The organism is Streptomyces sp. NPDC036984 (assembly GCF_055607665.1).
Genome location: NZ_JBVJRL010000023.1, coordinates 100,953 through 125,044, shown reverse-complemented (window position 1 = coordinate 125,044; position 24,092 = coordinate 100,953). Strand labels below are relative to the sequence as shown.

Sequence of the window (24,092 nt, the reverse complement as noted above, 5' to 3'; positions counted from 1 at the left end):
GACCGCAGCCAACTCCCCACCCAGCACACCCGGTCAACGACACACCCGATCAAACGGACACGCCACCGGCGAGTGAACCTGACCAAGCACTACTACGACTTCAACTCGTGGTCCCACACTCGCGAGCCCGAAGTGACCCCGGACAACGTGCGGGCGTACCTGGTGAAGGCGAACGGGTACGTCATCGGCTACCTGGCCGCCCACGACACCAGCCGGCACCGCCACTGGGATCTGGTCGACGGGTCGCGGTACGGCGACCAGGACGACACTCTGCGCCCGCGCATCATCCTGATCTGGGTTGCGGACGTCTATCGACGGCAAGGTGTCGGCGCCACGCTCGTTCAGGCACTCGCCGACGACTTCGGATGTCAGGTCGCGGATGTGTCCTGGTCGACCCCCGTCAGCGACGCCGGCCGGCACCTCGCGCGCCGACTCTCGCCCGAAGGCATCTGGGTTGGTTGACCGGCGGCAAACCCGTTGGACGGCCGGTGCGTCAGACCGGCCTCATCCGGCGAGGGCTCCGGGCCGACCTGCGGATCGGCCACGAGCCACGCCCGCTGCAGCAACTCTGCAGCGGCTCCCAGGCTCACTCCAGCTGAGCCCGGTGGGCCGGCCGAGGGAGGGGCACACGCCCGAGGCGCTAGCCGGCCGGCGTGGCCTGGTGGAAATACATTCGCCAGCCCGATCGCGTCAGACGCCACAGAGAGCTGCGCCAGGCCCGGCGGCCCTGGTGGTCGGAGAAGTACGTCAGGTGGACGACGCCTGGCGCGAGGACGACCCCGGACATGTCACTGACCCCGATGGGAGCCTCCGGGGACACCGTGCCGTCACTCGTCACCGCGAGGATCGACCTCGTGTCCCACCGGCGTCCGGACGCACCGACCTCGGTGAACTCCGGATCCAGCAGCTCCAGCACACGAGCGGAGGATGCACGCACCTCAGGGTCGAGAAGCCGCATCTCCCCGTCGATGGCCGCCTGAACAGCCCGCTTACTCTCATCCGTCATACGGGAACACTATGGGACCCGTCGGTGGCGATTCCGCCTGGAACGGCAGCCGCGTTACGGCCGCTCAAGCGCCGGTCTCGCGGATGCCCGGCCCGTCCATCGGCAGGGTGGGCCGGCCGGGCGGTCAGCGGCGTGCGGTGGTCAGCCGACGTGGAGGGTGACGGCCGCGGTGTGGAGCCGTCCCGCGGTCTGGAACTGGAGGCACACCTGGAGCAGAAGGCCGCGCCCACCGGCCGGTGGCCCTCGGCGGCGCGTGCCGTCGTACACCCGCCGGGCCCAGGACGGCAGGGCGGTGGCCGGAAGTACGAACGCGACCGCCGCGAGCGGAGGCAGTGGGATGTCGGACCGGGGCGTGGTGGCCAGACACAGAGCGCCCCGCATGGCCTCGTCGGCGTGTGCGGTGGCCTTGGCGCCGGTCGCCTCGAAGTGGTCCGGCATGTGCGCGGCCACCGTCGCGGCCGCTGATTTGCCGACGGACATGATCCCGTGGCAGCCGCCGTCGGCTGCGGCCGGGCCGCCGTGCATGAGGAACAGCCCCAGCAGGACGGCGACCAGCACGGCGGGCCGTACCACGCGGCGGTGGCGGGCTCCGGCCGGGCCGGAGGCGGTCTGTGCGGCGATCACGGCTGCTCCAAGGTACCCCGAGGGGGTACAGAGTCAAAGGGGGAGCTACCCTCGCTCCTCATGCGGGGGGCATGCGGTGACCGGATCACTGCTTCCGGCCTTGCCTCGTCACCGGACGTGGTGACGGAGCTTGGTCAGAGCCGCCCGGTGACCGCATAGCCGGCGTTCTGCACGGCCTTGGCGATCAGCTCGTCGTCGGGTTCGCTCTCCGTGACCACCGTGACCTGGCCTGCGGCCAGGTCGACGGACACGGTGCGGACGAAGGTCAGCTCGTCGATCGCCTTGGTGACGGACTCCTGACAGTGACCGCAGGTCATCCCGTCGACCTGGTACACGGGGGAGCGGCCGTCGGCCTCGGACCGGGGTGCCGCGGCGATGGTGTGGCCATGGCCGTCGGGGGAGCAGTAGGACGACATGGATTCCTCCGTAGGAGCAAGAGTGGGCAGGTAATACCCCTGGGGGGTATAGCCACCATCTATACCCTCACCCCAAGAGGAGAAGCAAGCCCAGCGGAGAGGGCCGTCTGGATACGGTAGGGGGGTAGGGGTGTCTGCTGGGAATGTCGCAGGGGTTGTCCCGGTGATCCCCCGACCCCTAGGGTCGTCGACCGGGGGAGTAAGCGCTTTCCATCACCGTCTCCTGCTACCGATCTCCGAGGAGTGCCGCATGTCCCTGCCCGCGCCCCGCCGCCGGGTCGCCGTGATCGGTACCGGTGCCATCGTCACCGGCGGCCATCTGCCCGCGCTCAGGGCCCATGCCGAGCGGGCCGAACTGGTCGCCGCCGTCGACGTGGACCAGGGCCGGCTGGATGCCTTCCGGCGGCTCGCGGGCGCGCGGGTCGCCGGGTTCACCTCGACGGACGCCATGCTGGATGCCGTACGGCCGGACCTGGTGCTCATCGGCACGCCGCCGGCGCTGCACCGCGAGCAGGTCGTGGCCGCACTCAAGGCGGGCGCGTGGGCGCTGTGCGAGAAGCCGCTGTGCCTCGCGCCGGCCGAACTGGACGACATCGCTGCGGCCGAGGAGGCGTCCGGCGCGTACGCCTCGGTCGTCTTCCAGCACCGCTACGGCTCCGGCGCCGTACACGCCCGCGAACTGATCAGGCGCGGCGAGCTGGGTGCCCCGCTGGTGGCGCACTGCCAGACCACCTGGCACCGGGACGCCGCGTACTACGCCCTGCCGTGGCGCGGCCGGTGGTCCACGGAGGGCGGCGGGCCCACCATGGGGCACGGCATCCACCAGTACGACCTGCTGCTGCACCTGCTCGGCGAGTGGGAGGAGGTACGGGCCATGGCGGCCCGCCTGGTCCACGACATCGAGAGCGAGGACGTCTCCACCGCCCTGGTCCGCTTCCGCAGTGGCGCGCTCGCCACGGTCGTCAACAGCGTGCTCTCCCCGCACGAGGTGAGCCGCGTCCGCGTCGACTGCGCCGACGCGACGGTGGAGCTGACCCACCTGTACGGACACGGCAACGACGACTGGGTCTACACCCCGGCCCCGCACGTCCGGCCCGAGCGCGCCGCCGCCTGGCGCACCCCCGCGCAGGACGTGCCCAGCTCGCACACCGCGCAGCTGGGCGCCCTCCTCGACGCCTACGACCGCGGTGTACGCCCCCCGGGCAGCGGCCGAGAGGCCCGCGAGGCCCTGGAGTTCGCCGCCGCCCTGTACAAGGCGGCGTTCACCGGGCAGCCGGTGCGGGCGGGCGAGATCGGCCCCGGCGACCCCTACTACACGGCCATGCACGGCGACCACCCCGACTGGGCGCCGAAGGAGCGCGCATGAGCATCCGCGTCAGCCATGTCCACGGTGAGCACATCGCGGTCGAGGCGCCGAACGGCACCGAGATCCTCCGCTACGTCTACCGCCCCGACCCGGACCCCTTCGAGTCCCGCAAGCCCTACGCCCATCCCGTGCGCACCCTGGCCGGCCGCACGGTCACCGGATACCGGCCGAACGACCACCGCTGGCACAAGGGCCTTCAGATGACCGCCAGTCACGTGTCCGGGCAGAACTTCTGGGGCGGCAACTGCTATGTGCACGGCCAGGGTTACCAGGCGCTGCCGGACCGGGTCGGTTCCATGCGTCACGACCGCTTCACCGCTCTCACGGCCGAGGACGAAAGGCTCGCCCTCACCGAGGAGTTGACCTGGGTCGAGAACGGCGGGCAGGAGTGGGCCCGTGAAGTGCGCGGGATCGAGGTGCACTCGGTCGACGAGGAGGCCGGTTCCTGGGCGCTGGACTGGTCGATCCGGCTCACCAACATCCGTCCCGCGCCATTGGTGTTCGGCTCCCCGACCACCGCGGGCCGCGAGATGGCCGGGTACACCGGCCTCCAGTGGCGCGGCCCGCGCGACTTCACCGGCGGCCGGGTGCTCGCCCCGGATGCCGAAGACGCCGGCGCCGCGCAGCTGATGGGCAGCCAGGGGCCATGGCTGGCCTTCACCGGCGAGCACGACGAGGTCGACGGTCACACCACGCTGGTCTTCGCGCACGCGCCGGGGAACCTGGACGGGACTTCCGCGATCCATGAGTCCCACTGGTTCGTGCGGGCCGAGCCCCTCCCGACGGTCGCGTTCTCCTGGGCGTTCTTCGAGGAGTTCACGCTGGAGCCGGGGGAGTCCTTCGGCTACCGCTACCGGGTGCTGATCGCCGACGGTGCCTGGGACCGCGACCGGGTCACCGCCCACCTGAAGGGCCTGCCGTGGTGAACGACCTCTCCCGCACCAAGCCCGAGCTGCCGCGCCCGCTGCCCGGCGCCGTCGGCCTGTCCCAGCTGCGCGCCTACGACTGGGAGGCCGCCGACGGCGTGTGCGGCGGCAGCCCCCATCTGCACCTGGTGTGCACGGAGGCGTACGTCGTCACCGGCGGCCGGGGCGCGGTCCAGACCCTCAGCCCCGACGGCTACCGGGACATCCCGCTGGAGCCGGGCTCGGTCGCCTGGTTCACGCCGGGCACCGTGCACCGCATGGTGCAGGGCGGTGATCTGCACATTACCGTGCTGATGCAGAACAGCGGCCTGCCCGAGGCCGGGGACGCCGTGTTCACCTTCCCGCCGGAGGTGCTCGCCGACCCGGGGCGGTACGCGGCAGCGGCCGCTCTCCCGCGGGGCACCGGCCCGGAGACGGAAGCGGCGGCCCGGCGTCGCAGGGACCTCGCGGTCGAGGGCTACCTGGCGCTGCGCGAGACCCTCGTCGCCGGGGACGAGGGCCCGTTCCGGGACTTCCGGCGCGCCGCCGCCCGCCTGGTGCGCGCCAAGGTCCCCGTCTGGCGCGAGCTGTGGCGGGCGGGCGCCCTCGCCACCGCCGAGCGCACCGGAGCCCAGCTCGACGCCCTCGAGGCCGGGGAGCCCGGCTATCTCGGGGAGGCGATCGCGTACGGGACCACGCCCACCCGCCTCGGCGGCTTCGGGATGTGCGGGCGCCGGGACGAGTACGCGCTGCCGGGGACGACCCTGCCGTACGACGCCGAGTGACCGGCCGGTCATACGAGCGCCCGAAACGTCCGAGGACGCGGAGAGGCGATCTCGGACGGCCCGCGGCGCGGCCCGGCCCGGACCCCGGAGACGATGGCTGCTCGTGCGCTCCGTCGGCCTGCTCACCGGCAGGAGCCGGCGTAGCGGCGGGCCATGAACACCCAGTCGTCCGGCCACTGGGCGGTGGACTGCCCGCACTCGCTCGGACTTCTCACGCCTCGTCGAAGAGCAGGTCCTCGACCGGGTGCCGCAGGCGGATGGTGTCGCCGTCGGGGACGCTGACGACGTGCTGCAAGCCCACGAACCGCTCGCCGGTGGAGAGAACCGTCACCTTGTCCCCGATGCCCGCGAGATACGCGGGGAAGCAGGACACCGACAGGCCGAGCTGAAGGTGGTCCAGCAGTCGCCGGAACAGCTTGGGCATGATCACGACGTCGTCGGTGATGGTGGACAGTCCGGTGACCTTGAAGCCGGTGGTGGTCACGTCCTGCGGCCACAGACCCTGGCGGGCCGACCGGGCGCTCTGCGCGACGGCGGTGAGCTCCAGCCGCAGGTCGCGGAACATGCTGCGGTAGAAGGTCGGATAGACCAGCCCCAGTGAGGTCAGGTGGTGGTTGGCGGTCTGCCGCAGCAGCGGTACGTCGACGGTGATGTCCGTACCGCTGTCCGCGGGCGGAGTGCCCCGGCCGACGAGCGCCACGACCCGGCCGAAGATGTCGGTGCCGCCCGTGAGGACGTAGCCGGGCGTGCTCTCGGGCGTCGAGGCGGTCACGGTCTCGTCCGGCTTGCGCTGCACCTGGTTGAACCCGAGCCAGGTGAGCAGCTCCGTCGCGGCGGCGTGCCCGAAGAACAGCGGCTGGTGCTCTCCGTGGTAGTGAGTCTCCAGGGCGTCGATGCCCTCGAACCGGAGCTTGGCCTCGCCGACGGTGAGCTGTACGGGGTTGTGCCCGCGGATGAGCTTCCAGTCCTCGGGGTTGTCCGCGAGGAAGTGGACGGTATCGCCGTCCGGCTGAGTGTTCCTCAGGTGGAACGAGCCTTTGACCAACAGCATGGGCATGACGACTCCGGCGGGACGGGGAAGGGGCGACATTCTGCCCGTAGGGGACAAAGTAGTGGCTGTCGCGATGGTTTGTCCGGGAGGCGCACGGCGGCCGCCATGCGGGCCGGCACGACACTCCGTGCGGCCCGCACGGCCGGGGCATGCGGTGCTGCGGGGATGTCAGCAGTACAGGTTGTTGCCGGGGCTGACGCCGAGGATCTGGGTGAACCTCTGGTAGGCGTCGACGCGGCTCTGGACCTGCGCGGGGTTCTTGCCGTCGCATTCCAGGGAGCCGTTGATGGAGCGGATGGTCTGGCCGAAGCCGGCGCTGTTGACCATCGCGTTGTGCGGGGTCATGGTGCCGGGCCCGGTCTGGGTGTTCCAGTACCACAGGCCGGTCTTCCAGGCGACGGCGGAGTCGTTCTGCACCAGCCAGGGGTTGTTGAGCAGGTCGATGCCGAGCGCGTCACCGGCGGCCTTGTAGTTGAAGTTCCAGGAGAGCTGGATGGGGCCGCGCCCGTAGTACGCCGCCTGTCCGGCCGGGCATCCGTACGGCCGGCTCCAGTCGCAGTAGTGCGGGTAGTTGGCGGTGTTCTGCTCCACGACGTAGACGAGCTGGCCGGTCTCGTGGCTGACGTTGGCGAGGAAGGCGGCGGCCTCCTGCTTCCTCACGGTGTCGCTGCCGGAGTTGGCGAAGGCCGGGTAGGCGCCGAGGGCGGCGGTGAGGCCGCTGTAGCTGTAGAAGGAGTTCCGGTTCGGGAACATCTGGTTGAACTGGGACTCGGAGACGACGAACCCGGAAGGCGTGGTACCGCCACCGCCGCTCGCCGGCGCGTTCCACTTCTGGTTCGCGCCGCCGGAGCAGCTCCAGATCTGGAGGCGGGTGCCGTTGGCGGAGTTGTTGTCCCGCACGTCGAGGCACTTGTCGGCGGCCGGGTTGACGATGTCGTGCGCGGCGGTGACCACCCACTGCTGGTTGGCGCCGCCGGAGCAGTCCCACAGCTGCACGGCGGCTCCGTCGGCCGTGCCACGGTCGACGACGTCCAGGCACTTGCCGAGCGCCCGCAGCGTGCCGTCGCCCGGGTTGGACCACCGCTGTGCGTTGGTGCCGTTGCAGTCATAGAGCTGGACGGCGGTGCCGTTGGCGCTGCCGGCGCCCGCCACGTCGACGCACTTGCCGGCGAGGCCGGTGATCTGCCCGTCGGCGGCCTGGGCGGGCGTGACGGCGAACAGGACGGCGAGGCAGGCGGCGATGGCGGCGGCCAGGAACCGTCCGAGGCGCACGCGTCGCAGCGGGAGCCGTCCGAGATACGGGATACGCATGAAGAATTCGCTCCGGTTCAGTGGGGCGGACAAGGGTCCGGGAGATGCGCGGGCGTCAGTTCAGGACGGTCTGCGTGACGACGATGTGGCCGGCGTCGGGGTTCAGGCTGCCGCCGAGTCGGCTGAACGCGCCGTCGGTCAGGTCGAGGCACTTGGGCTCCTGCGGAGTCTGCACGAACGTGCCACGGTCGTTGATGCGGACCACCAGCGACCGGCCGTTGGTGACATTGGTCACCTGGACCCTGGTGCCGAACGGCAGTTGCGGCTGACGGCTGAGCGAGGTCGCCGCCGTGTCGGCGTCGTTGTCGAACACCTCGCCGCCGGCCGTCAGCGCACCGGGCGGCTGCGGGCCGTAGTGCGTGGCCCAGCACTGCGCTCCGGACTGCGTGACAGGGGCGTTCCACTTCTGATCGGCGCCGCCGGTGCAGCTCCATGTCTGGGGGCGCCTGCCGTCGGCGGAGTGGGCGCCGGTGACGTCCGGGCACCTGCCGGCGAGGCCGGTGATGGCGCCGGTGGCGGCCTGGGCAGGGGATGCGGTGAGCAGACCGGCCGCTGCGGCGACGGCGGCGGCGAGCGCGGTGCGGAACGGGACGGATCGCGTGGGGGGTGGTACGGCCACGGGAGGAGATCACAGCCTTTCGCGGTCGACGAAGGTCGGGGAAGGCCTCACCGAGGCGCGTGCTGCGTGGAAGGCCCGCCCGGCTCCCGGAACCTAAGTGGTCTGAACCTGTAGCGTCAAGACGTGAACTGGTCTGGTTCCAGGCGTAGTTGCTGTCGTACGGGCCTTGAATTCAGGCCAGTGCTCCGCCTGGAGTGCGCTTCGTTCGAGCCTTCATTTGTTGTGAACAGCGGCCGATTCCGGGCCACTTGACGGGGGCTAGGTCCGTACCTATGGTCTCGTCAACCCGAACGTTCAACCAGCCGCATGCTGTTCACATACGAGGACGGACTAGATGCAGGACATACCCGCCCGGCGCCGCCGTAAGTCCCCGCGTTCCGCTCTCGCCCTGACGGCGGCGGCCACCCTGCTCGGCGCCGGACTGCTCTCCTGGCCCGGCACCCAGCGGGCGGAGGCCGCTCCCGCGACCTTCACCCACCCCGGCGTCACCGTCTCCCGCGCTCAACTCGACTTCGCCCGCGACAAGGTGCTGGCCGGCGCGCAGCCCTGGAAGAGCGCCTACGACCAGATGATGGCGGGCAAGTACGCGAGCCTCAGCCGCACGCCCCAGCCCCGCGCCGTCGTCGAGTGCGGTTCGTACTCCAACCCCGACTACGGCTGCACGGACGAACGCGAGGACGCGATCGCGGCCTACACCGACGCGCTCGCCTGGTACATCACCCGTGACGCGCGCTACGCCAAGAAGGCCATCGAGCTGATGGACGCCTGGTCCGCCGTGCTCCAGGACCACACCAACAGCAACGCGCCGCTTCAGACCGGCTGGGCGGGCTCCTCCTGGCCGAAGGCCGCCGAGATCATCAAGTACACGTACACCGGCACCTGGGCCAACTCCGGTCGCTTCGCGACCATGCTCCGCAACGTCTACCTGCCCGAGATCATCAACGGCTCCAACTCCAACGGCAACTGGGAACTGTCGATGATGGAGGCGGCCGTCGGCATCTCCGTCTTCCTGGAGGACAAGGCGTCGTACGACACGGCCATGGCGAAGTTCCGCACCCGTACCGCGGCCTATGTGTACCTCGCCTCCGACGGCGATCTGCCGAAGACCGTGCCGAGCCAGAACCTGAACACCCGCGACAAGATCGTCGCGTACTGGCAGGGCCAGTCCACCTTCGTCACCGGCCTGACCCAGGAGACCTGCCGCGACTTCACCCACACCGGATACGGCATCTCCGCCATCTCACACATCGCCGAGACCAGCCGCATCCAGGGGCAGGACCTGTACGGCACCGACGTCGGTGAACGCCTGCGGCAGGCGCTCGGCTTCCAGTCCACCTACGAACTGGGCACCGCCGTCCCGGGCTGGCTGTGCGGCGGGACCGTCAAGCGGGGCCTGGGCCCGGTCACCGAGGTCGGCTACAACGCCCTGCACAACCGCCTGGGCATCGCCATGACCAACACCCAGACCCTGACCCGGCAGAACCGTCCGGCAGGCAGCAACAACCTCTTCGTCGCCTGGGAGACCCTCACCCACGGGGACAACCCGAACTGACCGCACCGGCAGCCGGGCAGGGGCGCGCGGGCCGTACGGCCGTCGGCGCACCGCAGTCGGCCGCGCGGCCCTGGTCACCGCCTGATGACGGCCATCCACAGGTCCGCGTCGGAGAGCATCAGCCGGCCGGGCCGCTGGGCGGCGGTGTCCGGGACGCTCGCCCGGACCAGGGGCTGGTCGCCCTTCTCCACCGCCACGTTCGTGCCCGCGTAGCGCGGTGCCTTGTCACGCACGACCGAGCGCAGCCTGGCCGCGATGTTCCGGGCGGTCGCCTCGTCCCGCACCACGACGCACAGCACCTCGGTGTTCCCGCCCGCGGAGTCCGCCTGCTGGCCGAGCGCGGACAGCCGTACCGGCCTGGTCGCGGTGAGCGGGTTGAAGTCGGCCCGGTAGACATCGCCCAGGCACCCGGCCGCCGCGCTTCAACGCGCCCGCGCGCGTCGGCCGTTCCCCCGGCCGTTCCCGTGCCCCCGGCGTGCGGCCGGCGGCCCGGACGCCGTGCGCTGCCCCGGCTCGATCTGCGCGGAGAACGCCTGGAGCGCGGCCGAGCTGTTCGGTGGCAGGACCGCCATCAGCCCGAGGTCCTGCGCCTGAGCCAGGGTGTCCGCGGCCTGGCTGCCCTCCGGGGCGTGCACCAGCCGCACATGCCCGTCGCCGGAGCCGCGCCGGTCCACCGGCACCACGGCCCCGTGCATGCCGTCGGGCAGGGTCACCCATAGCTGGAAGTCCTCGTACCGGATGAAGTCCGCACCCTTCACGGGCCACGGGTAGTGGTGCTCACCGGGCACCTTCGGCAGGATCCCCTGGTGGTTCCCACGGCTCATCGGGACACAGGCGTTGAAGAGGGAGTCCGTCCACGCCTCGACGCCGTCGGCGTCCTCGACGGGCGTGCGGAGCAGGTCCCCGGCCTCCTCGTAACCGAGTTCGGCCAGGGCCGGCAGGGTCAGCGGGAAAGCCGCCACAAGTTCGGCCGCGTCCCGGCGCAGCCGGTCGACCCGCGACGGCTCGGCGCAGAACTGCATGCTCCACTCGATACCCACGCGGGCCCGGTACATCCGCCAGCCGCCCGCCGTCTTCACCCACAGGCTGCCCCCGTGGTGCATCTCCCAGTGCTCGGACCCGGCGGGCCGCGGCCCGTACGGGAGATCCTCGTCGTCCATCTCCTCGAGGATCTTGTGAGCCGTCCGTTTCGCGGCTTTGAAGAACGCCGACTCGAAACGCTTCGGATGCTCGACCAGCCGGATCCTCCAGGGATGGTTCTCCGACTCGATGCCGCCCGGCTTGACCGTGTCGGGCATCGGGGAGGCGGCGACGGTGCCGGCGCGGGTCATGATGCCCTCCTCGTGCCGCCCGCGGTCCGCAAGTCCGGTCCGCGGTGCCGAGTGCCCCCTGTGACGAGTGTCCCCTGTGATTATCGTGCGCCCTGGGGCGGGAGTACGCGAGCCGAGACCACGGCCGGTCTCCCTCGCCCGGGGCGTCGCAGCCCTGCCCCTCGGTCCGTTCCCGGGCTGCAGCGGGCCGGAAAGGAACGCCGGTCGTCGACGTCCGTCATGCCGTCGACCCTCTCGGCCACCCCCTGACAACGCCGGGGCCCGCTCCGGCAGTCAGGGCTCGCCGGGCGGGCCTTCCTCCGGGCGGAGGCGGCGTGTGTCGTGTGGTTGCGGTTGCGTGTGGTCACACGGCCGGGCCGGCGTCTCCCGGGCGGATCCGGCCGCGCCAGGCACCGGATTCGGCGCCGTGTTCCTCGATGTACTCCTTGAACCGCTTCATGTCACCCTTGACGCGCCGGTCGATCGTGCCGACCAGGTCTGCGACCTTTTCCACGGCCCCGCTGGGCTCGATGTCCATCACCAGCTCGACCTTGGTGTGGGTGTCGTCCAGACGCTCGAAGTGGACGGTGCCCCGCTGGCGGGTGTCGCCGGTGGTGGTGCGCCAGGTGATGCGCTCGTCGGCCAGCTGGTCGACGATCTCGGTGTCGAACTCCCGCCGTACCCCGCCGATCTTCGTGGTCCAGTGGTTGTGCCGCTCGTCCAGCTGCGTGACCTGCTCGACGCCTTCCATGAAGTTCGGGAACTCCTCGAACTGCGTCCACTGGTTGTAGGCGGTGTGGACCGGGACGGCGACTTCCACCGCTTCCTTGACCGTGCTCATCTCTGCGCCTCCGTGGTCGCTGCTTGACTGTCGGAGGGCCCGTCGGCCCGCGTGGCGGACCCGGCCCCGGACCGGCCGGGTACCCGCGGAGCCCGCGGTCATGACCGCGGAATTCCAGCCACCGCCCCACATTCCCGCCAACGCCCTGACATGGTGTTTTACAGTGGCTGCCATCGGTTCCGCCGACAGGACCTGTGAGGTATCGCGAACATGCCGACTGAGACGTTTGAGTTTCAGGTGGAGGCCCGTCAGCTGCTCCAGCTGATGATCCACTCGGTCTACTCGAACAAGGATGTCTTCCTGCGGGAGCTCGTCTCCAACGCCTCCGACGCACTGGACAAGCTGCGCCTGGAGAAGCTCTGGGACGACTCGCTCGACGCCGACGTGTCCGACCTGCACATCGAGATCGACCTCGACAAGGACGCCCGTACGCTCACCGTGCGGGACAACGGCATCGGAATGTCGTACGACGAGGTCGGGCAGCTCATCGGCACGATCGCCAACTCGGGCACCGCGAAGTTCCTCCAAGAGCTGCGGGAGGCCAAGGACTCGGCCGGGGAGGAGGGTCTGATCGGCCAGTTCGGCGTCGGGTTCTACTCGGGCTTCATGGTGGCGGACGAGGTCACCCTGCTGACCCGGCGCGCCGGCGAGAGCCAGGGCACCCGCTGGTCGTCGCGGGGCGAGGGGACGTACACGCTGGACTCGGTGGACGACGCGCCGCAGGGCACCTCGGTCACGCTCCACCTCAAGCCGGCCGACCCGGAGAACCAGCTCCACGACTACACCGACCCGTGGAAGATCAGGGAGATCATCAAGCGGTACTCGGACTTCATCACCTGGCCCATCCGGATGGTGCCCGAGCGGCCCGCCACCGCCGACGAGAGCGACGAGGCGCCCGCGCCCGAGACGCTCAACTCCATGAAGGCACTGTGGGCGCGGCCGCGCGACGAGGTGTCCGACGACGAGTACCACGAGCTGTACAAGCACATCGGCCACGACTGGCGTGACCCGCTGGAGACGATCCGGCTCCAGGCGGAGGGCACCTTCGAGTACCAGGCCCTGCTGTTCCTCCCCGCGCACGCCCCCCACGACCTGTTCACGCGGGACTTCAAGCGCGGCGTCCAGCTGTACGTCAAGCGTGTGTTCATCATGGACGACTGCGAGGCGCTGCTGCCGCCGTACCTGCGCTTCGTGAAGGGCGTGGTCGACGCGGCGGACCTCTCGCTCAACGTGTCCCGCGAGATCCTCCAGCAGGACCGCCACATCGAGATGATGCGGCGACGGCTGACGAAGAAGGTCCTGTCCACGGTCAAGGAGATGATGACCAAGGACCAGGAGCGGTACGGCACGTTCTGGCGGGAGTTCGGCACGGTCCTGAAGGAGGGACTGGTCACCGACTCGGAGAACCGCGACGCCATCCTCGCCGTCGCGTCGTTCGCCAGCACGCACCACGACACCGAGCCGACCACGCTCAAGCAGTACGTCGAGCGGATGAAGGAAGGTCAGGAGGACATCTACTACCTGACCGGCGAGTCCAGGCAGAGCATCGAGAACTCCCCGCACATGGAGGCGTTCCGGGAGCGGGGCATCGAGGTTCTGCTGCTCACCGACCCGGTGGACGAGATGTGGGCGGATGCCGTCGGCGAGTACGAGGGCAAGAAGCTGCGGTCCGTCGCCAAGGGACAGATCGACCTCGACGCCAAGGACGAGGACAGTGCCGACGGCGAGCGGGAGAAGCAGAGCGAGGAGTACGCCGGACTGCTCGGCTGGATGAAGGAGCAGCTGGACGAGGACATCAAGGAGGTACGCCTGTCCTCCCGCCTCACCGTCTCGCCGGCCTGTGTCGTCTCCGACGCGCACGACCTGACCCCGGCCCTGGAGAACATGTACCGCGCGATGGGCCAGGAGGTGCCCCGCGCCAAGCGGATCCTGGAGCTCAACCCGGGCCACCAGCTGGTCAAGGGCCTCAACCAGGCGTACAAGGAGCGCGAGGACCGCACGGAGCTCGCCGAGACCGCCGAGCTCCTGCACGGCCTGGCCGTGCTCGCCGAGGGCGGCCAGCCGAAGGAACCGGCCCGGTTCGTCAAGCTGATGGCGGACCGTCTCGAACGCGCGCTGTAACGCGCCCGCACCGGACACCGGCGGCCTGCCCACGGGAGACACCCGGGAAAACCGGGCAGGCCGCCGACCGCCGGGCGCGCGGGCCGTCGGCACGACCGTTCCGGGCCCTGGAAGCCCTCACGCCGACGGCCGCGCCGCAACACCGGGTTCGGTGCCCGGGTGTGACGATGCCGCCCTGACCGCGGCCGAGTAGGCCGCGATCGCCCGGACGCTAGTCGGTTTCGCGTCCCAGGACCCGGCGGGCCGCCTCCGCCTCCGCCGCCGGCGGGGACAGCTCGTCCAGGGTGTCCAGCTCGTCGTCCGCTTCGAGTTCCCGTTCCCAGGCCGCCGCGAGCCGTTCCTGTTCCTCGCGCGGCTCGGCGCCGACGGCCTCCCGGTGGTCGGGGTCCAGCGCCGCCAGGAAACGTTCAACCGGGTCCGTCGGCATGCAGTGCTCCTCGTCGCCGCTCAGGGGGCCGCTCTGGGCCCAGCATGGCCAACCGCGCACGCGCCGGCCGCCCGACACGGCCCGAGACCACCCTGATGGCCCCGCCGCACGAGGAGTGAGCGACTACGCCGCGCCTCGGCCGGTCGCGTATCGGGCGTCGCGGAATCCCGTCATCGTCGTACGACGGGCCCGTCGGCGTGGTGATCGGGCACGGACGGGCGGCCGTCAGGTCTGCCGGGCGTGTACCGGGTCGTTGGCGACCTCGTCCGGGCACTTCCTGTGCGGCCGGCGTCTCCGCCGGTCGCGCTGCCAGTCGAGCGTCGCCAGAGCCAGGGACGCCACCATGCCGACGAGGGCGGCGCCCAGCGCGGTGAAGAGGGCGCCGCGGTAGTCGCCGCTCCTGCCGAGCACCAGGTAGAAGAGGCCGGGCAGCGCGGCGGTGCCCAGGGCGGCGCCCAGCCGTTGCCCGGTCTGGAGGGCTCCGCCCGCCGCACCCGCCATGCGCACCGGTACGTCCCGCAACGTCATGGTGATGTTGGGGGAGACCACGAAACCGCCGCCGATGCCGCCGAGGAACAGAACCGGGGCGGCGACCCAGGGGGCGACGTGGAGCGGTGCGAAGCGGAGCAGCAGCGCGGTGGCGCCCAGGCCGGTGATCACGCCCGTGAGGCCGCACACGGTGAGCAGCCGGCCGAATCGGTCCACCAGCCGGCCGGCGACCACGGCCGCGCTCGCCGAGCCGAGGGCGAAGGGGGTCACGGCGAGGCCGGACCGGAGCGGGGAGAAGCCGAGTCCGCGCTGGTAGAAGAGGGCGAAGACCAGCCAGACGCCGCTGAAGCCGATGAAGTACAGGGTGCCGATGCCGGCCCCGACGGCGTAGCCGCGCACCGTGCTGAACAGGCGCGGGTCGAGCAGCGGCTGGGCGCCTCGGGCGACGAGGCGGCGCTGCCACCGGGCGAAGACGGCGAGGAGTCCCGCGCCGACGGGGAACAGCCACCACAGGTGGCGGAGTCCGCCGGAGTCCGCCTGGACCAGCGGGTACATGAGCGCCAGGACGCCGAGGCCGAGGAGCAGGACGCCGGGCACGTCCACGCTGCCCCGCCCGGAGCGTCGGGTGCGGGGCAGCAGACGGCGGCCGAGGAGCACGGCGAGGATGCCGATGGGGAGGTTGACGTAGAAGATCCACCGCCAGCCCTGGGCGCCGGAGGCGAGGGCGAGGATGGCGCCGCCGGTGAGGGGTCCGACAGCGGAGGAGATACCGACGGTGGCGCCGAAGAAGCCGAAGGCCCGGCCGCGTTCGGCGCCGCGGAACATCTGCTGGATGAGCGCGGAGTTCTGCGGGGCCATGAAGCCGGCCGCCAGTCCCTGGGCGAGGCGGGCCACCACCAGGAGCGTGATGTCCGGGGCCGCTCCGCAGGCCGCACTGAAGATCACGAAGCCGCTGAGGGCCAGCAGGAAGATACGGCGCCGGTCCAGCGCGTCGCCGAGGCGGCCGGCGGTGACGAGAGCGAGGGCGAAGGCCAGGGCGTATCCGGAGACCACCCACTGCACCTGGGCGGGGGAGGCGTGCAGGTCGCGCTGGATGGTCGGCAGGGCCACGGCCACGATCGTCACGTCGAGCAGGCTCATGAAGCCGGCCACCAGAGTGACCCACAGTGCGCGCCACCGCTGCGGGTCCGGCTCGTCACCGGCCTCCTGCCCGCCCGGGTTCCGGCCGCCTGCCGCTGATGTCGACGCGCTCACCCGGACTCCTCTCACCAGGGCCGCACCCGCGACCAGGTTCCCCCGCCGGGCACGGGCACACATGCCCCAGTCTCCTACCGGATGCGCTCCCGCCGCCCACCCTGACGCCCTAACCCCTCTAGTTAACTTGACAGGTTAGTTAGTCGCTGATTGACTCCAGCTAACCCCTTAAATCACCTATAGGGGTTAGGGGTTCGCCCGGTCGGCCGACCGGGTGATGCCGAAGGGAGCAGACATGACGACGATCCACCACCGGTACGCCACCGTCCGTGGCCGGCGGCTGTTCTACCGGGAAGCGGGGCCGGCGGACGGGCCCACCGTGGTGCTGCTGCACGGCTTCCCCACCAGCTCGTTCATGTACCGGAACCTGATCCCGCTGCTGGCCGACCGGTACCACGTGATCGCCCCGGACCACCTGGGCTTCGGCCTGTCGGACGCGCCGTCCGCGGACGAGTTCGACTACACCTTCGACGCCCTCGCGGACCTGACCGCGCAGCTGCTGGCGCAGCTCGGCGTCACCCGGTACGCGATGTACGTGCAGGACTACGGGGCGCCCGTGGGCTGGCGGCTCGCCCTGGCGGACCCGGCCGCCGTCACGGCGATCATCACCCAGAACGGCAACGGCTATGAGGCGGGCCTGGCGGAGGAGTTCTGGAAGCCGGTGCGGGAGTACTGGCAGGAGCGCAACCCGCGGACCGAGGCGGCCATGCGCCAGGCGCTGACCCTGGAGGTCACGCGGTGGCAGTATCTGCACGGCGTGCCGGACGAGAGCCTGGTCAGCCCCGACACCTGGCAGCACGACTTCGCCCTGCTGTCCCGGCCCGGCAACGACCTCGTACAGCTGCGGCTGTTCGCCGACTACGGCAACAACCTCCCGCTCTACCCGAAGCTGCACGCCTATCTGCGCGACAGCCGGGTCCCGGTGCTCGCCGTCTGGGGCCGCAACGACGAGATCTTCCGCCCCGAGGGCGCGCTCGCCTTCGCCGACGACGCGCCGGGCGCCGAGATCCGCCTGCTCGACGGCGGTCACTTCCTGCTCGAAAGCCACCTGGACGACGTCGCGGACACCGTCCGGCGCTTCCTCGCGAAGACCCTGCCGTGAAGACGGCCGCCGGCCGCCTGCTCCCCCGCGGCCGGGGTCAGAAATCCATCATGTCGAACAGGGCCGACACATCCGGCTCCGGGGCGCGGTCCAGCGTCTGCTCGGCCCAGATGACCTTGCCCCGCGCCGCGTAGCGGACACCCCAGATGTCCGCGAACTGGGAGACGAGGAACAACCCGCGGCCTCCCTCGTCGGTGGTGGCCGCGCGGCGCAGCCGCGGGGAGGTGTTGCTGCCGTCCGACACCTCGCAGACCAGGGTGCGGCCCAGCAGCAGCCTGACCCGCACGGGCGCGGCGCCGTAGCGGATCGCGTTGGTGAGGAGTTCGCTGAGGATCAGTTCCGTGGAGAACGCCGTCTGCTCCAGCTCCCATGCGGCGAGTTGCCGGCTCACCTCGCCGCGCACCCGGGGCACGGCCTCCACGTCGAACGGGACGTCCCAGGCCGCGACGGACGACGGATCGAGCAGCCGGGTCCGGGCCACCAGCAGCGCCACGTCGTCGCTGGGGTGCTTCGGCAGCATCGTGTCCACCAGGACGCGGCAGGTCTCCTCCGGTGTCCGGTCGGCGTCGGCGATGGTCGCGGAGAGCAGTGCCAGACCCTCGTCGATGTCCCGCCCGCGGTTCTCGATCAGACCGTCGGTGAACAGGACGAGCCGGCTGCCCTCGGGCAGGGCCAGCTCGCCGGTCTCGAAGGGATGCCCGCCCACCCCCAGCGGCGGCGACAGGGGAAGGTCGGGAAAGGTCACCCGGCCCTGGGGATCGACCACGGCCGGGGCGAGATGGCCGGCGCGGGAGACGGTGCAGTGCCCGCCGACCGGATCGTAGATGGCGTACAGGCAGGTGGCACCGGTGAGCGGTACCCGGTCGTCACCGGCGGTCGCGGTCTGCGTGTCCAGCCGGGCCACCATCTCGTCGAGATGTCCGAGCAGTTCGTCCGGGGCCAGGTCCAGCGAGGAGAAGTTCAGCACGGCCGTGCGCAGCCGTCCCATGGTCACCGCGGCCTGGAGCCCGTGCCCCACGATGTCCCCGACGACGAGGGCCACCCGGAACCCGGGCAGGGGGATGACGTCGAACCAGTCGCCGCCCACGCCGGACTGCGCCGGCAGATAGCGCGAGGCGACCTCCAGCGCGTCCTGCTCCGGCAGACCGAGCGGCAGCAGGTTGCGCTGGAGGGTCACGGCCATCGCGTGCTCGCGGTCGTACCGGCGCGCGTTGTCGATCGCGACGGCGGCACGCGCCACCAGCTCCTCGGCGACTGCGACGTCCTCCTCCTCGAACCGGGGGGAGCCCGTGGCGCGCCAGAAGTTGGCCATGCCGAGGACCACCCCGCGGGCCCGCAGCGGCACCGTGATCAGTGAGTGGATGCCGTAGTCGAGCGCCCGCCGCGCCCCTTCCGGGTCCTGGGCCCGCCAGTCCTGGGCGGTGTGCAGGTCCGGCACCAGCACGGCCTTGCCCCGGTGCAGCGCCACCACCATCGGCGTGTCGGCCATCACGAACCGGATCACATCGCCCACCGGTTGGAGGGTGTGCCCGGCCCGCGACGCACGCAGCGCGGTACGGCGCATCTCGCGCACCGCGCTCGTGGGCTCCTCGCCGCGCAGCACCGAGTCGAGGAGTTCCACGGTGACGAAATCGGCCATGCGCGGGACCGCCACCTCGGACAGCTCCTCGGTCGTACGCCGTACGTCGAGCGTGGTGCCGATCCGCATACCCGCCTCGTACAGGAACGCCAGCCGGCCCCGCGCCAGCTCCGCCTGCCCGGAAAGTGCCCTCAGCTCCGTACTGTCACGGAAGGTGGCGACCAGCCCCTGCACGCCGCCGTAGGGGGCGGTGGGCCGGATGTTCACCGCCAGCAACCGGTCCCCGGCCGGGATGACCTCGTCGGTGGCGGCCTCGCCCGCCACCAGCAACCGCGTCAGCCCCGGTCCCAGCCCCAGCTCGCGCACGTGCCGCTGGTCGGCGTCCTCCGGCAGGTCCAGCAGCCGGCGTGCCTCGTCGTTGCCGAGCAGTACCCGGCCGTCGCCGCCGACGATCAGCACCCCCTCGCGCACCGCGTGCAGCACGGCGTCGTGGTGCTCGTACATCCGGGTCATCTCGACCGGCCCGAGTCCATGGGTCTGCCGGAGCAGCCGGCGGCTGATCAGAGCCGCGCCGCCGGTCGCCAGCACGAGGGCCCCCGCCGCCGCGCCGAGCAGCATCGGCAGCTGCTCGTGCAGCACATGCCCCACGTTGGCGTACTGGATCCCGGCGCTCACGATCCCGACCACGCGCCGGCTGGCGTCCGTCACGGGGACGACCGCGCGCACGGCGTCGGTCGGCTCACCGTGGAAGGTCTCGGTGAAGGTCTCACCCCCGATGGCCCGGCCGACGCCCTGGGCCTTCGTGCCGATCAGGGCGGGCTCGGGGTCGGTGAGCCGGACCCCGTGTGCGTCCAGGACGCTGACGAAGTCGACGGCGGCACCCTTCCGGGCCTGCTCCGCCGCCGGCTGGAGCAGGGCCGTCGGGTCCGCCGACCGCAGCGCGGGTGCCGTTCCGGGGGCGTGCGCGAACGCCTCCGCGGCGGCCAGTGAGCGATCCCTCGCGCTGCGCTCGGCGTCGTACCCTCCCTGCACCACCAGGGCGGCGGCCGCGACCGCGACCAGCACCAGCATGATCAGCACTTGGAGCAGGAAGACCTGCGCGGCGAGCGTGCGGACGCTCAGGGATCGCGAAAGGCGGCGTCCGCGTCCGGGCCAGAGCCTTCGACGGGACGGATCGGATGGCCACCGTGTGCCGGGCGGCGGCGCCGCTCTCGCCCATGGCCGGCGAAAACGTCCGCTCATCTACCTTTTCTAGCACTGGAACTCCGTGATCGGCGACCGCACGCGGCCGAACTGGATCGTCGGGGTGCCGGGCGGCGAGCCCCGCGCACCCGAGGAGGGCGGAAGAACCGGGGCGGACGCCGCTCACCGTCACCGGGACTGCGTCACGAAACGCCGAGCGATGGCGAGCGCCGCGGCCATGATGCTCAGTTGCGGGTTCACCTCCGGACAGCTCGGCAGTACGGAACCGTCGGCGACGAGCACTCCGTCAACGCCCCGCAGCCGGCCCTCCGGGTCGGCCGGGCACCGCTCGGGGTCGGCGCCGGCCGCCACCGTGCCCGTGGGGTGGAACGCGGAGAGGTGGAGGTGGCGGGCGTGCACCGTGTCCAGCAGCGACTCCAGTTCGGCAGAGGAGGAGGCGCGCGGCGCGTGGGGGACGCCCGTCAGCACCTCCTCGGCGCCGGCGGCGAACAGCAGGCGTCCCATGGCCCGCTGGGCGCGGAGCAGCCGGCCCGCGTCGCGCGCCGCGAGGTCGTAGCGCGGCAGCGGGCGCTCGCGGCCGAGGACGCGGCCCGAGGGGCGGTCGGCGATCATGGCGCCGAGGGTCGCCAGCTCCTGTGTCCGCTCGAGTTCGCGGCGCAGTGCGCGACCGATGCCCGGGAGTATGAAGGAGCTCATCCCGGGAGGCGCCGCGGTGGCCTCGATCAGGATGCCGTCGGCGCGCAGCTGCTCCACCCCGACGCTTTGCAGCACCCCCTTCCAGCCGGTGACCGGGCGGCTGAAGCGGCCCGCGACGCTGAGGGCGGGGTGCACGCTGAGGTTGCGGCCGAGCCGCGGGTGCCCGCCCAGGCCGGAGCGGCGCAGCAGGGGTGGCGTGTGGAGAGCCCCGGCGGCGACCACGACCAACGGGCTGAGGATCTCCAGCTCGCTGCCGTCCGGGCGGCAGGCCAGCACGCCGGCGGCCCGCAGGCCGGCGGGCCCGTCCCGGTCGGTGAGGATCCGCCGTACCCGCGCGCCGGTCACGATACGGGCGCCGGCCGCACAGGCCGCGGGCAGCACGGACAGCTGGACGCTCTGCTTGGCGCCGGTGGGACAGCCGACGACACACTGGCACGAACCCCGGCAGCCCGGGGCGTTGCGGCGCAGGGGCGCGGCGGCCCAGCCCAGTTCCCGTGCCCCGGCCAGGGCGAGCAGCCCGTTGTCGCCGAGGACGCCCAGCGGCTGCGGCGCGACCTTCAGTGACCGCTCGACCTCGTCGAGCCGCGTGTCGAAGCCCTCGGCGGCCGCGAATCCGTGCCGGCTCAGCCAGTGGGCGACGACGTGGTCCGGCGTCCGGTAGCAGGTACCGGCGTTGACGACGGTGGTCCCGCCGACGGCACGGCCCACGGGCAGCACCAGCGGGGGGTTGCCCACGGCGACGGTCGCGCCGCCGTCCCGGTACAGATCGATGAAACGGTCGAGCGGAGCCCGCCGTCCGAACGACTCGGTGGAGTGATGCCGCCCTTCTTCGAGCACGACGACGCGCAGGCCGGCCGCGGCGAGCGTCCGGGCGGCCATCGCGCCGCCGGCACCCGATCCGACGACGACCGCGTCGGCGGTGGACCGCGTGGGCCAGTGCCGGGAGGGCGTGCAGTCCAGCGGCGGGTCCTCGGGGGCGGACACCGCGGGCGTGGCGGTGTGGTGCAGCATCCGTTCGGTGCCGGCGGCCAGCAACAGCGGCACCTTGACCGCGTCCAGCAGCGGCAGCAGGGACCGGCGGGCGGCGAGCGACGTCATGACACGCTCCCGATCCTCGGCGCCGAGCGCCGCCAGCCGTCTGCCGGTGCGGGCGACGGCGTAGGCGTCGATCGCCGCGGCCGCGCCGCGTACGGCGGTGCGTGCCGGAGCCGGCATGGCGTCGAGCAGGGCCGCGACGCGCCGGGGCACGGCCCTGGTCCACTCGGCCGTTCCGTCGTCGGCGAGGACCGCGGCCGCAAGCCCGGTCAGGGCGTGGGGAGATGAGGTCATCGGTCGCCGACCTCCGCGTGCGCGGTGCCCGACAGTCGCCAGGTCGCCTCCGGCCGCCATCGACCCCACCAGCGCTCCAGGCGCACCTCCGCGTCCGCCCGCTCGCTGTTGCGGCACACCGCGGTGGAACCGTCCGGATCGGTGTAGCCGAGGGCGAGTGTGCCGTCCGGTGGCTGGGTCACCGTGACCCGGATGCGACGCAGGCCCGCACGGCCTTCGACCCGCCACCGCGGAAGGCCGATGTCCGCGCGGAACCGGCCGAGGCCCGCCCAGCCCACGGCGGTCCGCTCCGCCCGCCGGGGCCAGGTGCGGCCGTCGCGGTGCAGGCGCAGGAACACCAGCGGCGGCAGCCGGTCGAGGCCGCGTCGCGTCGACACCGCGGCGACGATCTCCAGGACGCCACCGTCGCCCAGGTCGGCGTGGAGCCAGGCCCAGCGGCGGGCGTTGCCGTGGCCGTAGATGCGGGCGCTCGCACCGGGCGCGTCGGTGAGCCGCAGCTCTCCGGTGCCGTGACGGACGGTTCCGCGGTAGCGGGCGCGGGCGGCCGGCAGCATGTGCGCGGCCGGCAGCCAGGGGCGTCGCCAGGACCAGCGCGGAAAGGTGTGCAGCGGCGGCCCCTGGGGCTCCTCGGTGAGCGCCCAGCTGAACGGCCCGGCCGAGCCGGTGAGGCGGCCGGGGGCGGCGGTGGTGCCCTCGGCGGCGAAGCCGTGGGACGGGCTCGTCCAGGGAGCGGGGCCGAAGCGGGCGTGCTCGACCGGGCCGTCCTGGGGGAACACGGCGATCCAGCCGTGCGCGTAGGCCGGTGCGCCGTCGCGCGGGGCGACGATCTCGTGGTGCAGCCAGAGGCCGCTGCCGGTCACCGGATCGGTCAGGGTGGTGTACCAGACCTCTGTCCGCCCCGGTGTGCCGTCCCAGCGCGGCGCCAGGTACCGGTCGGCGCCGGGCTCGGCCGCCCGCGGGAACCGGAATCCGGTCAGGAAGGGCAGCAGGCCGGTGGCGAGAGGGAAGCGCAGGGTGCCCTCACCGACGCGCCCACCGTCCTCGTACAGGGTGTACGGCAGGACGGTCAGCGAGGACAGGGGGCGTGTGAACGACACCGACTTCCAGCCGTCCAGCAGCAGCCGCCGGCCCTCCAGCTCGAAGCGGAGCCGGTAGCGGATCCGGCGGCGTGCCAGCGGCGAGATCTCCAACTCGCCCTCGGCCGCGGGGTCGTCCACCCGTCCCGCTATCCGGATCCGTCCGGTCAGCCGCGCCCGGGTGGTGCGATGGGGCAGCAGCAGGGCGTCGGCGCGGGCCAGGAGGTCCAGCCGCACCGGGCGGCCGGCCGTGTCGACGGCCAGGCGGACCCGGCCCAGCATGGTCTCCCTGAACGTCGTTCCGCGCGCGGTCACAGGGCCGCGCCTCGGCGTCCGCCGGAGCGCGCGAGCCCTTCGAGCATGATGCGTTCCGTCGCCGCCAGGTAGTGTCCCGCGGCTGCCCGTGCCGCCTCCTGGTCGCCGGCCGCCACGGCCTCGACGACCGGTGCCAGGCGGTCCCGAGCGGACCGGGCGTCCTCGAACGGGCCGACCAGCGCGGCGCGCACCGGCAGGTACGCGTTGAACAGGGTGCTGGTCAGCAGGACGTACACCCGGTTGCCCGTGGCCCGGGCCAGGGCCCGGTGCACCTCGGCGTCCGCCAGCTGTACCGGATCGCCGCCGTCCGCCTCGCCCACGGCCGCCAGCAGCCGGCGCAGCTCGGCGACCTGTGCCGCCGTGGCGCGGGCCGCGGCGCGTTCCGCGATCAACGTGCCGATGCCGCGGCGGACTTCGAAGACCTCCCCGATCCAGTCGGGGCTGTGGCGCACGAGCATGGGCAGGAGATCGGCCCCGCCCAGGCGCAGGAAGTCCCGTACGCGCGTCCCCACTCCATGGCGCGTCTCCAGCAGACCGGACTGCACCAGCCGGCCGAACGCGTGCTTGAGCGTGGTGCGGGTGACCCCGAACCCGTCGGCGAGTTCCCGTTCGGGGGGCAGAAGGCTCCCGGCCGGGTGGCGCCCGGCGAGGATGTCCTCGCGCAGCCTGCTCTCCAGCACGTCGACGATCGTCTCGCGTGGCAGTGCTTCCACTC

23 protein-coding genes are annotated in these 24,092 nt (G+C 72.0%); 8 read left to right on the top strand and 15 right to left on the bottom strand.

Annotated features, from left to right (window positions below):
* Positions 1 to 462 (top strand): GNAT family N-acetyltransferase (locus ACZ7DL_RS31775; protein ID WP_470779458.1); only part of this gene is annotated, 462 nt, incomplete at its 5' end.
* Between the two features lie 178 nt (positions 463 to 640).
* On the opposite strand, the gene ACZ7DL_RS31770 is transcribed toward ACZ7DL_RS31775, so the two are convergent.
* The 3 genes from ACZ7DL_RS31770 to ACZ7DL_RS31760 all read right to left on the bottom strand — a co-directional run bounded on the left by ACZ7DL_RS31770 (position 641) and on the right by ACZ7DL_RS31760 (position 2,046).
* Complete coding sequence (locus ACZ7DL_RS31770; RefSeq protein ID WP_470779455.1) at positions 641 to 1,006, bottom strand: nuclear transport factor 2 family protein; 366 nt, start codon at positions 1,004 to 1,006, stop codon at positions 641 to 643.
* Between the two features lie 141 nt (positions 1,007 to 1,147).
* The gene (locus ACZ7DL_RS31765) at positions 1,148 to 1,630 is read right to left on the bottom strand and encodes a hypothetical protein (RefSeq protein WP_470779453.1); all 483 of its coding nucleotides are present in this window, start codon (positions 1,628 to 1,630) and stop codon (positions 1,148 to 1,150) included.
* Positions 1,631 to 1,764: 134 nt separating this feature from the next.
* Positions 1,765 to 2,046 (bottom strand): heavy-metal-associated domain-containing protein, encoded by a 282-nt coding sequence (locus tag ACZ7DL_RS31760; protein WP_470779452.1) that lies wholly within the window; start codon positions 2,044 to 2,046, stop codon positions 1,765 to 1,767.
* 250 nt (positions 2,047 to 2,296) lie between these two features.
* Here ACZ7DL_RS31760 and ACZ7DL_RS31755 point away from each other — a divergent pair, with 250 nt between their 5' ends.
* From ACZ7DL_RS31755 to ACZ7DL_RS31745, 3 genes are read left to right on the top strand one after another with little or no spacing between them, the layout of a single operon-like run.
* Positions 2,297 to 3,412 (top strand): Gfo/Idh/MocA family protein, encoded by a 1,116-nt coding sequence (locus tag ACZ7DL_RS31755; RefSeq protein ID WP_470779451.1) that lies wholly within the window; start codon positions 2,297 to 2,299, stop codon positions 3,410 to 3,412.
* Positions 3,409 to 4,338: a DUF6807 domain-containing protein gene (locus tag ACZ7DL_RS31750; RefSeq protein WP_470779450.1), complete on the top strand. Its 930-nt coding sequence runs from the start codon at positions 3,409 to 3,411 to the stop codon at positions 4,336 to 4,338. Before ACZ7DL_RS31755 ends, ACZ7DL_RS31750 begins: the two co-directional genes overlap by 4 nt.
* Entirely contained in the window at positions 4,332 to 5,102 is a 771-nt protein-coding gene (locus ACZ7DL_RS31745) for a cupin domain-containing protein (RefSeq protein WP_470779447.1), read from the top strand. Before ACZ7DL_RS31750 ends, ACZ7DL_RS31745 begins: the two co-directional genes overlap by 7 nt.
* 211 nt (positions 5,103 to 5,313) lie before the next feature.
* On the opposite strand, the gene ACZ7DL_RS31740 is transcribed toward ACZ7DL_RS31745, so the two are convergent.
* The 3 genes from ACZ7DL_RS31740 to ACZ7DL_RS31730 form a co-directional block, all read right to left on the bottom strand.
* A complete protein-coding gene (locus tag ACZ7DL_RS31740; RefSeq protein ID WP_470779445.1) occupies positions 5,314 to 6,159 on the bottom strand; it encodes a thermonuclease family protein in 846 nt (281 codons plus the stop codon).
* Between the two features lie 162 nt (positions 6,160 to 6,321).
* Positions 6,322 to 7,464 carry a glycoside hydrolase family 19 protein gene (locus tag ACZ7DL_RS31735; RefSeq protein ID WP_470779443.1) on the bottom strand — a complete coding sequence of 381 codons (1,143 nt, stop codon included), beginning with the start codon at positions 7,462 to 7,464 and terminating at the stop codon, positions 6,322 to 6,324.
* Between the two features lie 55 nt (positions 7,465 to 7,519).
* Positions 7,520 to 8,083, bottom strand: a complete 564-nt coding sequence (locus ACZ7DL_RS31730) for a septal ring lytic transglycosylase RlpA family protein (protein WP_470779441.1) — start codon at positions 8,081 to 8,083, stop codon at positions 7,520 to 7,522.
* A gap of 334 nt (positions 8,084 to 8,417) precedes the next feature.
* On the opposite strand from ACZ7DL_RS31730, the gene ACZ7DL_RS31725 reads away from it, so the two are divergent.
* On the top strand, positions 8,418 to 9,635 hold the full coding sequence (locus tag ACZ7DL_RS31725) for an alginate lyase family protein (protein ID WP_470779439.1): 1,218 nt from the start codon (positions 8,418 to 8,420) through the stop codon (positions 9,633 to 9,635).
* 74 nt (positions 9,636 to 9,709) lie between these two features.
* On the opposite strand, the gene ACZ7DL_RS31720 is transcribed toward ACZ7DL_RS31725, so the two are convergent.
* Entirely contained in the window at positions 9,710 to 9,868 is a 159-nt protein-coding gene (locus ACZ7DL_RS31720) for a hypothetical protein (protein WP_470779436.1), read from the bottom strand.
* On the opposite strand from ACZ7DL_RS31720, the gene ACZ7DL_RS31715 reads away from it, so the two are divergent.
* Positions 9,858 to 10,028, top strand: coding sequence for a hypothetical protein (locus ACZ7DL_RS31715; protein WP_470779435.1), 171 nt, complete (start codon positions 9,858 to 9,860; stop codon positions 10,026 to 10,028). The genes ACZ7DL_RS31720 and ACZ7DL_RS31715 overlap by 11 nt on opposite strands.
* A gap of 29 nt (positions 10,029 to 10,057) precedes the next feature.
* On the opposite strand, the gene ACZ7DL_RS31710 is transcribed toward ACZ7DL_RS31715, so the two are convergent.
* Positions 10,058 to 10,966, bottom strand: coding sequence for a DUF6424 family protein (locus ACZ7DL_RS31710; protein ID WP_470779434.1), 909 nt, complete (start codon positions 10,964 to 10,966; stop codon positions 10,058 to 10,060).
* Between the two features lie 343 nt (positions 10,967 to 11,309).
* Complete coding sequence (locus ACZ7DL_RS31705) at positions 11,310 to 11,786, bottom strand: SRPBCC family protein (protein WP_470779432.1); 477 nt, start codon at positions 11,784 to 11,786, stop codon at positions 11,310 to 11,312.
* A 210-nt stretch (positions 11,787 to 11,996) separates the two neighbouring features.
* On the opposite strand from ACZ7DL_RS31705, the gene htpG reads away from it, so the two are divergent.
* Complete coding sequence (gene htpG / locus ACZ7DL_RS31700; RefSeq protein WP_470779431.1) at positions 11,997 to 13,907, top strand: molecular chaperone HtpG; 1,911 nt, start codon at positions 11,997 to 11,999, stop codon at positions 13,905 to 13,907.
* Between the two features lie 211 nt (positions 13,908 to 14,118).
* On the opposite strand, the gene ACZ7DL_RS31695 is transcribed toward htpG, so the two are convergent.
* Complete coding sequence (locus ACZ7DL_RS31695; protein WP_470779430.1) at positions 14,119 to 14,334, bottom strand: hypothetical protein; 216 nt, start codon at positions 14,332 to 14,334, stop codon at positions 14,119 to 14,121.
* Between the two features lie 225 nt (positions 14,335 to 14,559).
* Positions 14,560 to 16,077: an MFS transporter gene (locus ACZ7DL_RS31690; RefSeq protein ID WP_470779428.1), complete on the bottom strand. Its 1,518-nt coding sequence runs from the start codon at positions 16,075 to 16,077 to the stop codon at positions 14,560 to 14,562.
* 235 nt (positions 16,078 to 16,312) lie between these two features.
* Here ACZ7DL_RS31690 and ACZ7DL_RS31685 point away from each other — a divergent pair, with 235 nt between their 5' ends.
* Complete coding sequence (locus tag ACZ7DL_RS31685; protein WP_470779426.1) at positions 16,313 to 17,179, top strand: alpha/beta fold hydrolase; 867 nt, start codon at positions 16,313 to 16,315, stop codon at positions 17,177 to 17,179.
* Between the two features lie 37 nt (positions 17,180 to 17,216).
* Here the strand turns inward: ACZ7DL_RS31685 and ACZ7DL_RS31680 are convergent, their stop codons facing one another.
* The 4 genes from ACZ7DL_RS31680 to ACZ7DL_RS31665 all read right to left on the bottom strand — a co-directional run bounded on the left by ACZ7DL_RS31680 (position 17,217) and on the right by ACZ7DL_RS31665 (position 24,090).
* On the bottom strand, positions 17,217 to 20,000 hold the full coding sequence (locus ACZ7DL_RS31680; RefSeq protein ID WP_470779424.1) for a SpoIIE family protein phosphatase: 2,784 nt from the start codon (positions 19,998 to 20,000) through the stop codon (positions 17,217 to 17,219).
* A gap of 129 nt (positions 20,001 to 20,129) precedes the next feature.
* Positions 20,130 to 21,986, bottom strand: a complete 1,857-nt coding sequence (locus ACZ7DL_RS31675) for a GMC family oxidoreductase (RefSeq protein ID WP_470779422.1) — start codon at positions 21,984 to 21,986, stop codon at positions 20,130 to 20,132.
* A complete protein-coding gene (locus tag ACZ7DL_RS31670) occupies positions 21,983 to 23,377 on the bottom strand; it encodes a hypothetical protein (protein WP_470779420.1) in 1,395 nt (464 codons plus the stop codon). Before ACZ7DL_RS31670 ends, ACZ7DL_RS31675 begins: the two co-directional genes overlap by 4 nt.
* On the bottom strand, positions 23,374 to 24,090 hold the full coding sequence (locus ACZ7DL_RS31665; RefSeq protein ID WP_470779419.1) for a FadR/GntR family transcriptional regulator: 717 nt from the start codon (positions 24,088 to 24,090) through the stop codon (positions 23,374 to 23,376). The genes ACZ7DL_RS31670 and ACZ7DL_RS31665 overlap by 4 nt, the downstream gene beginning before the upstream one ends.
* Positions 24,091 to 24,092: the final 2 nt, after the last annotated feature.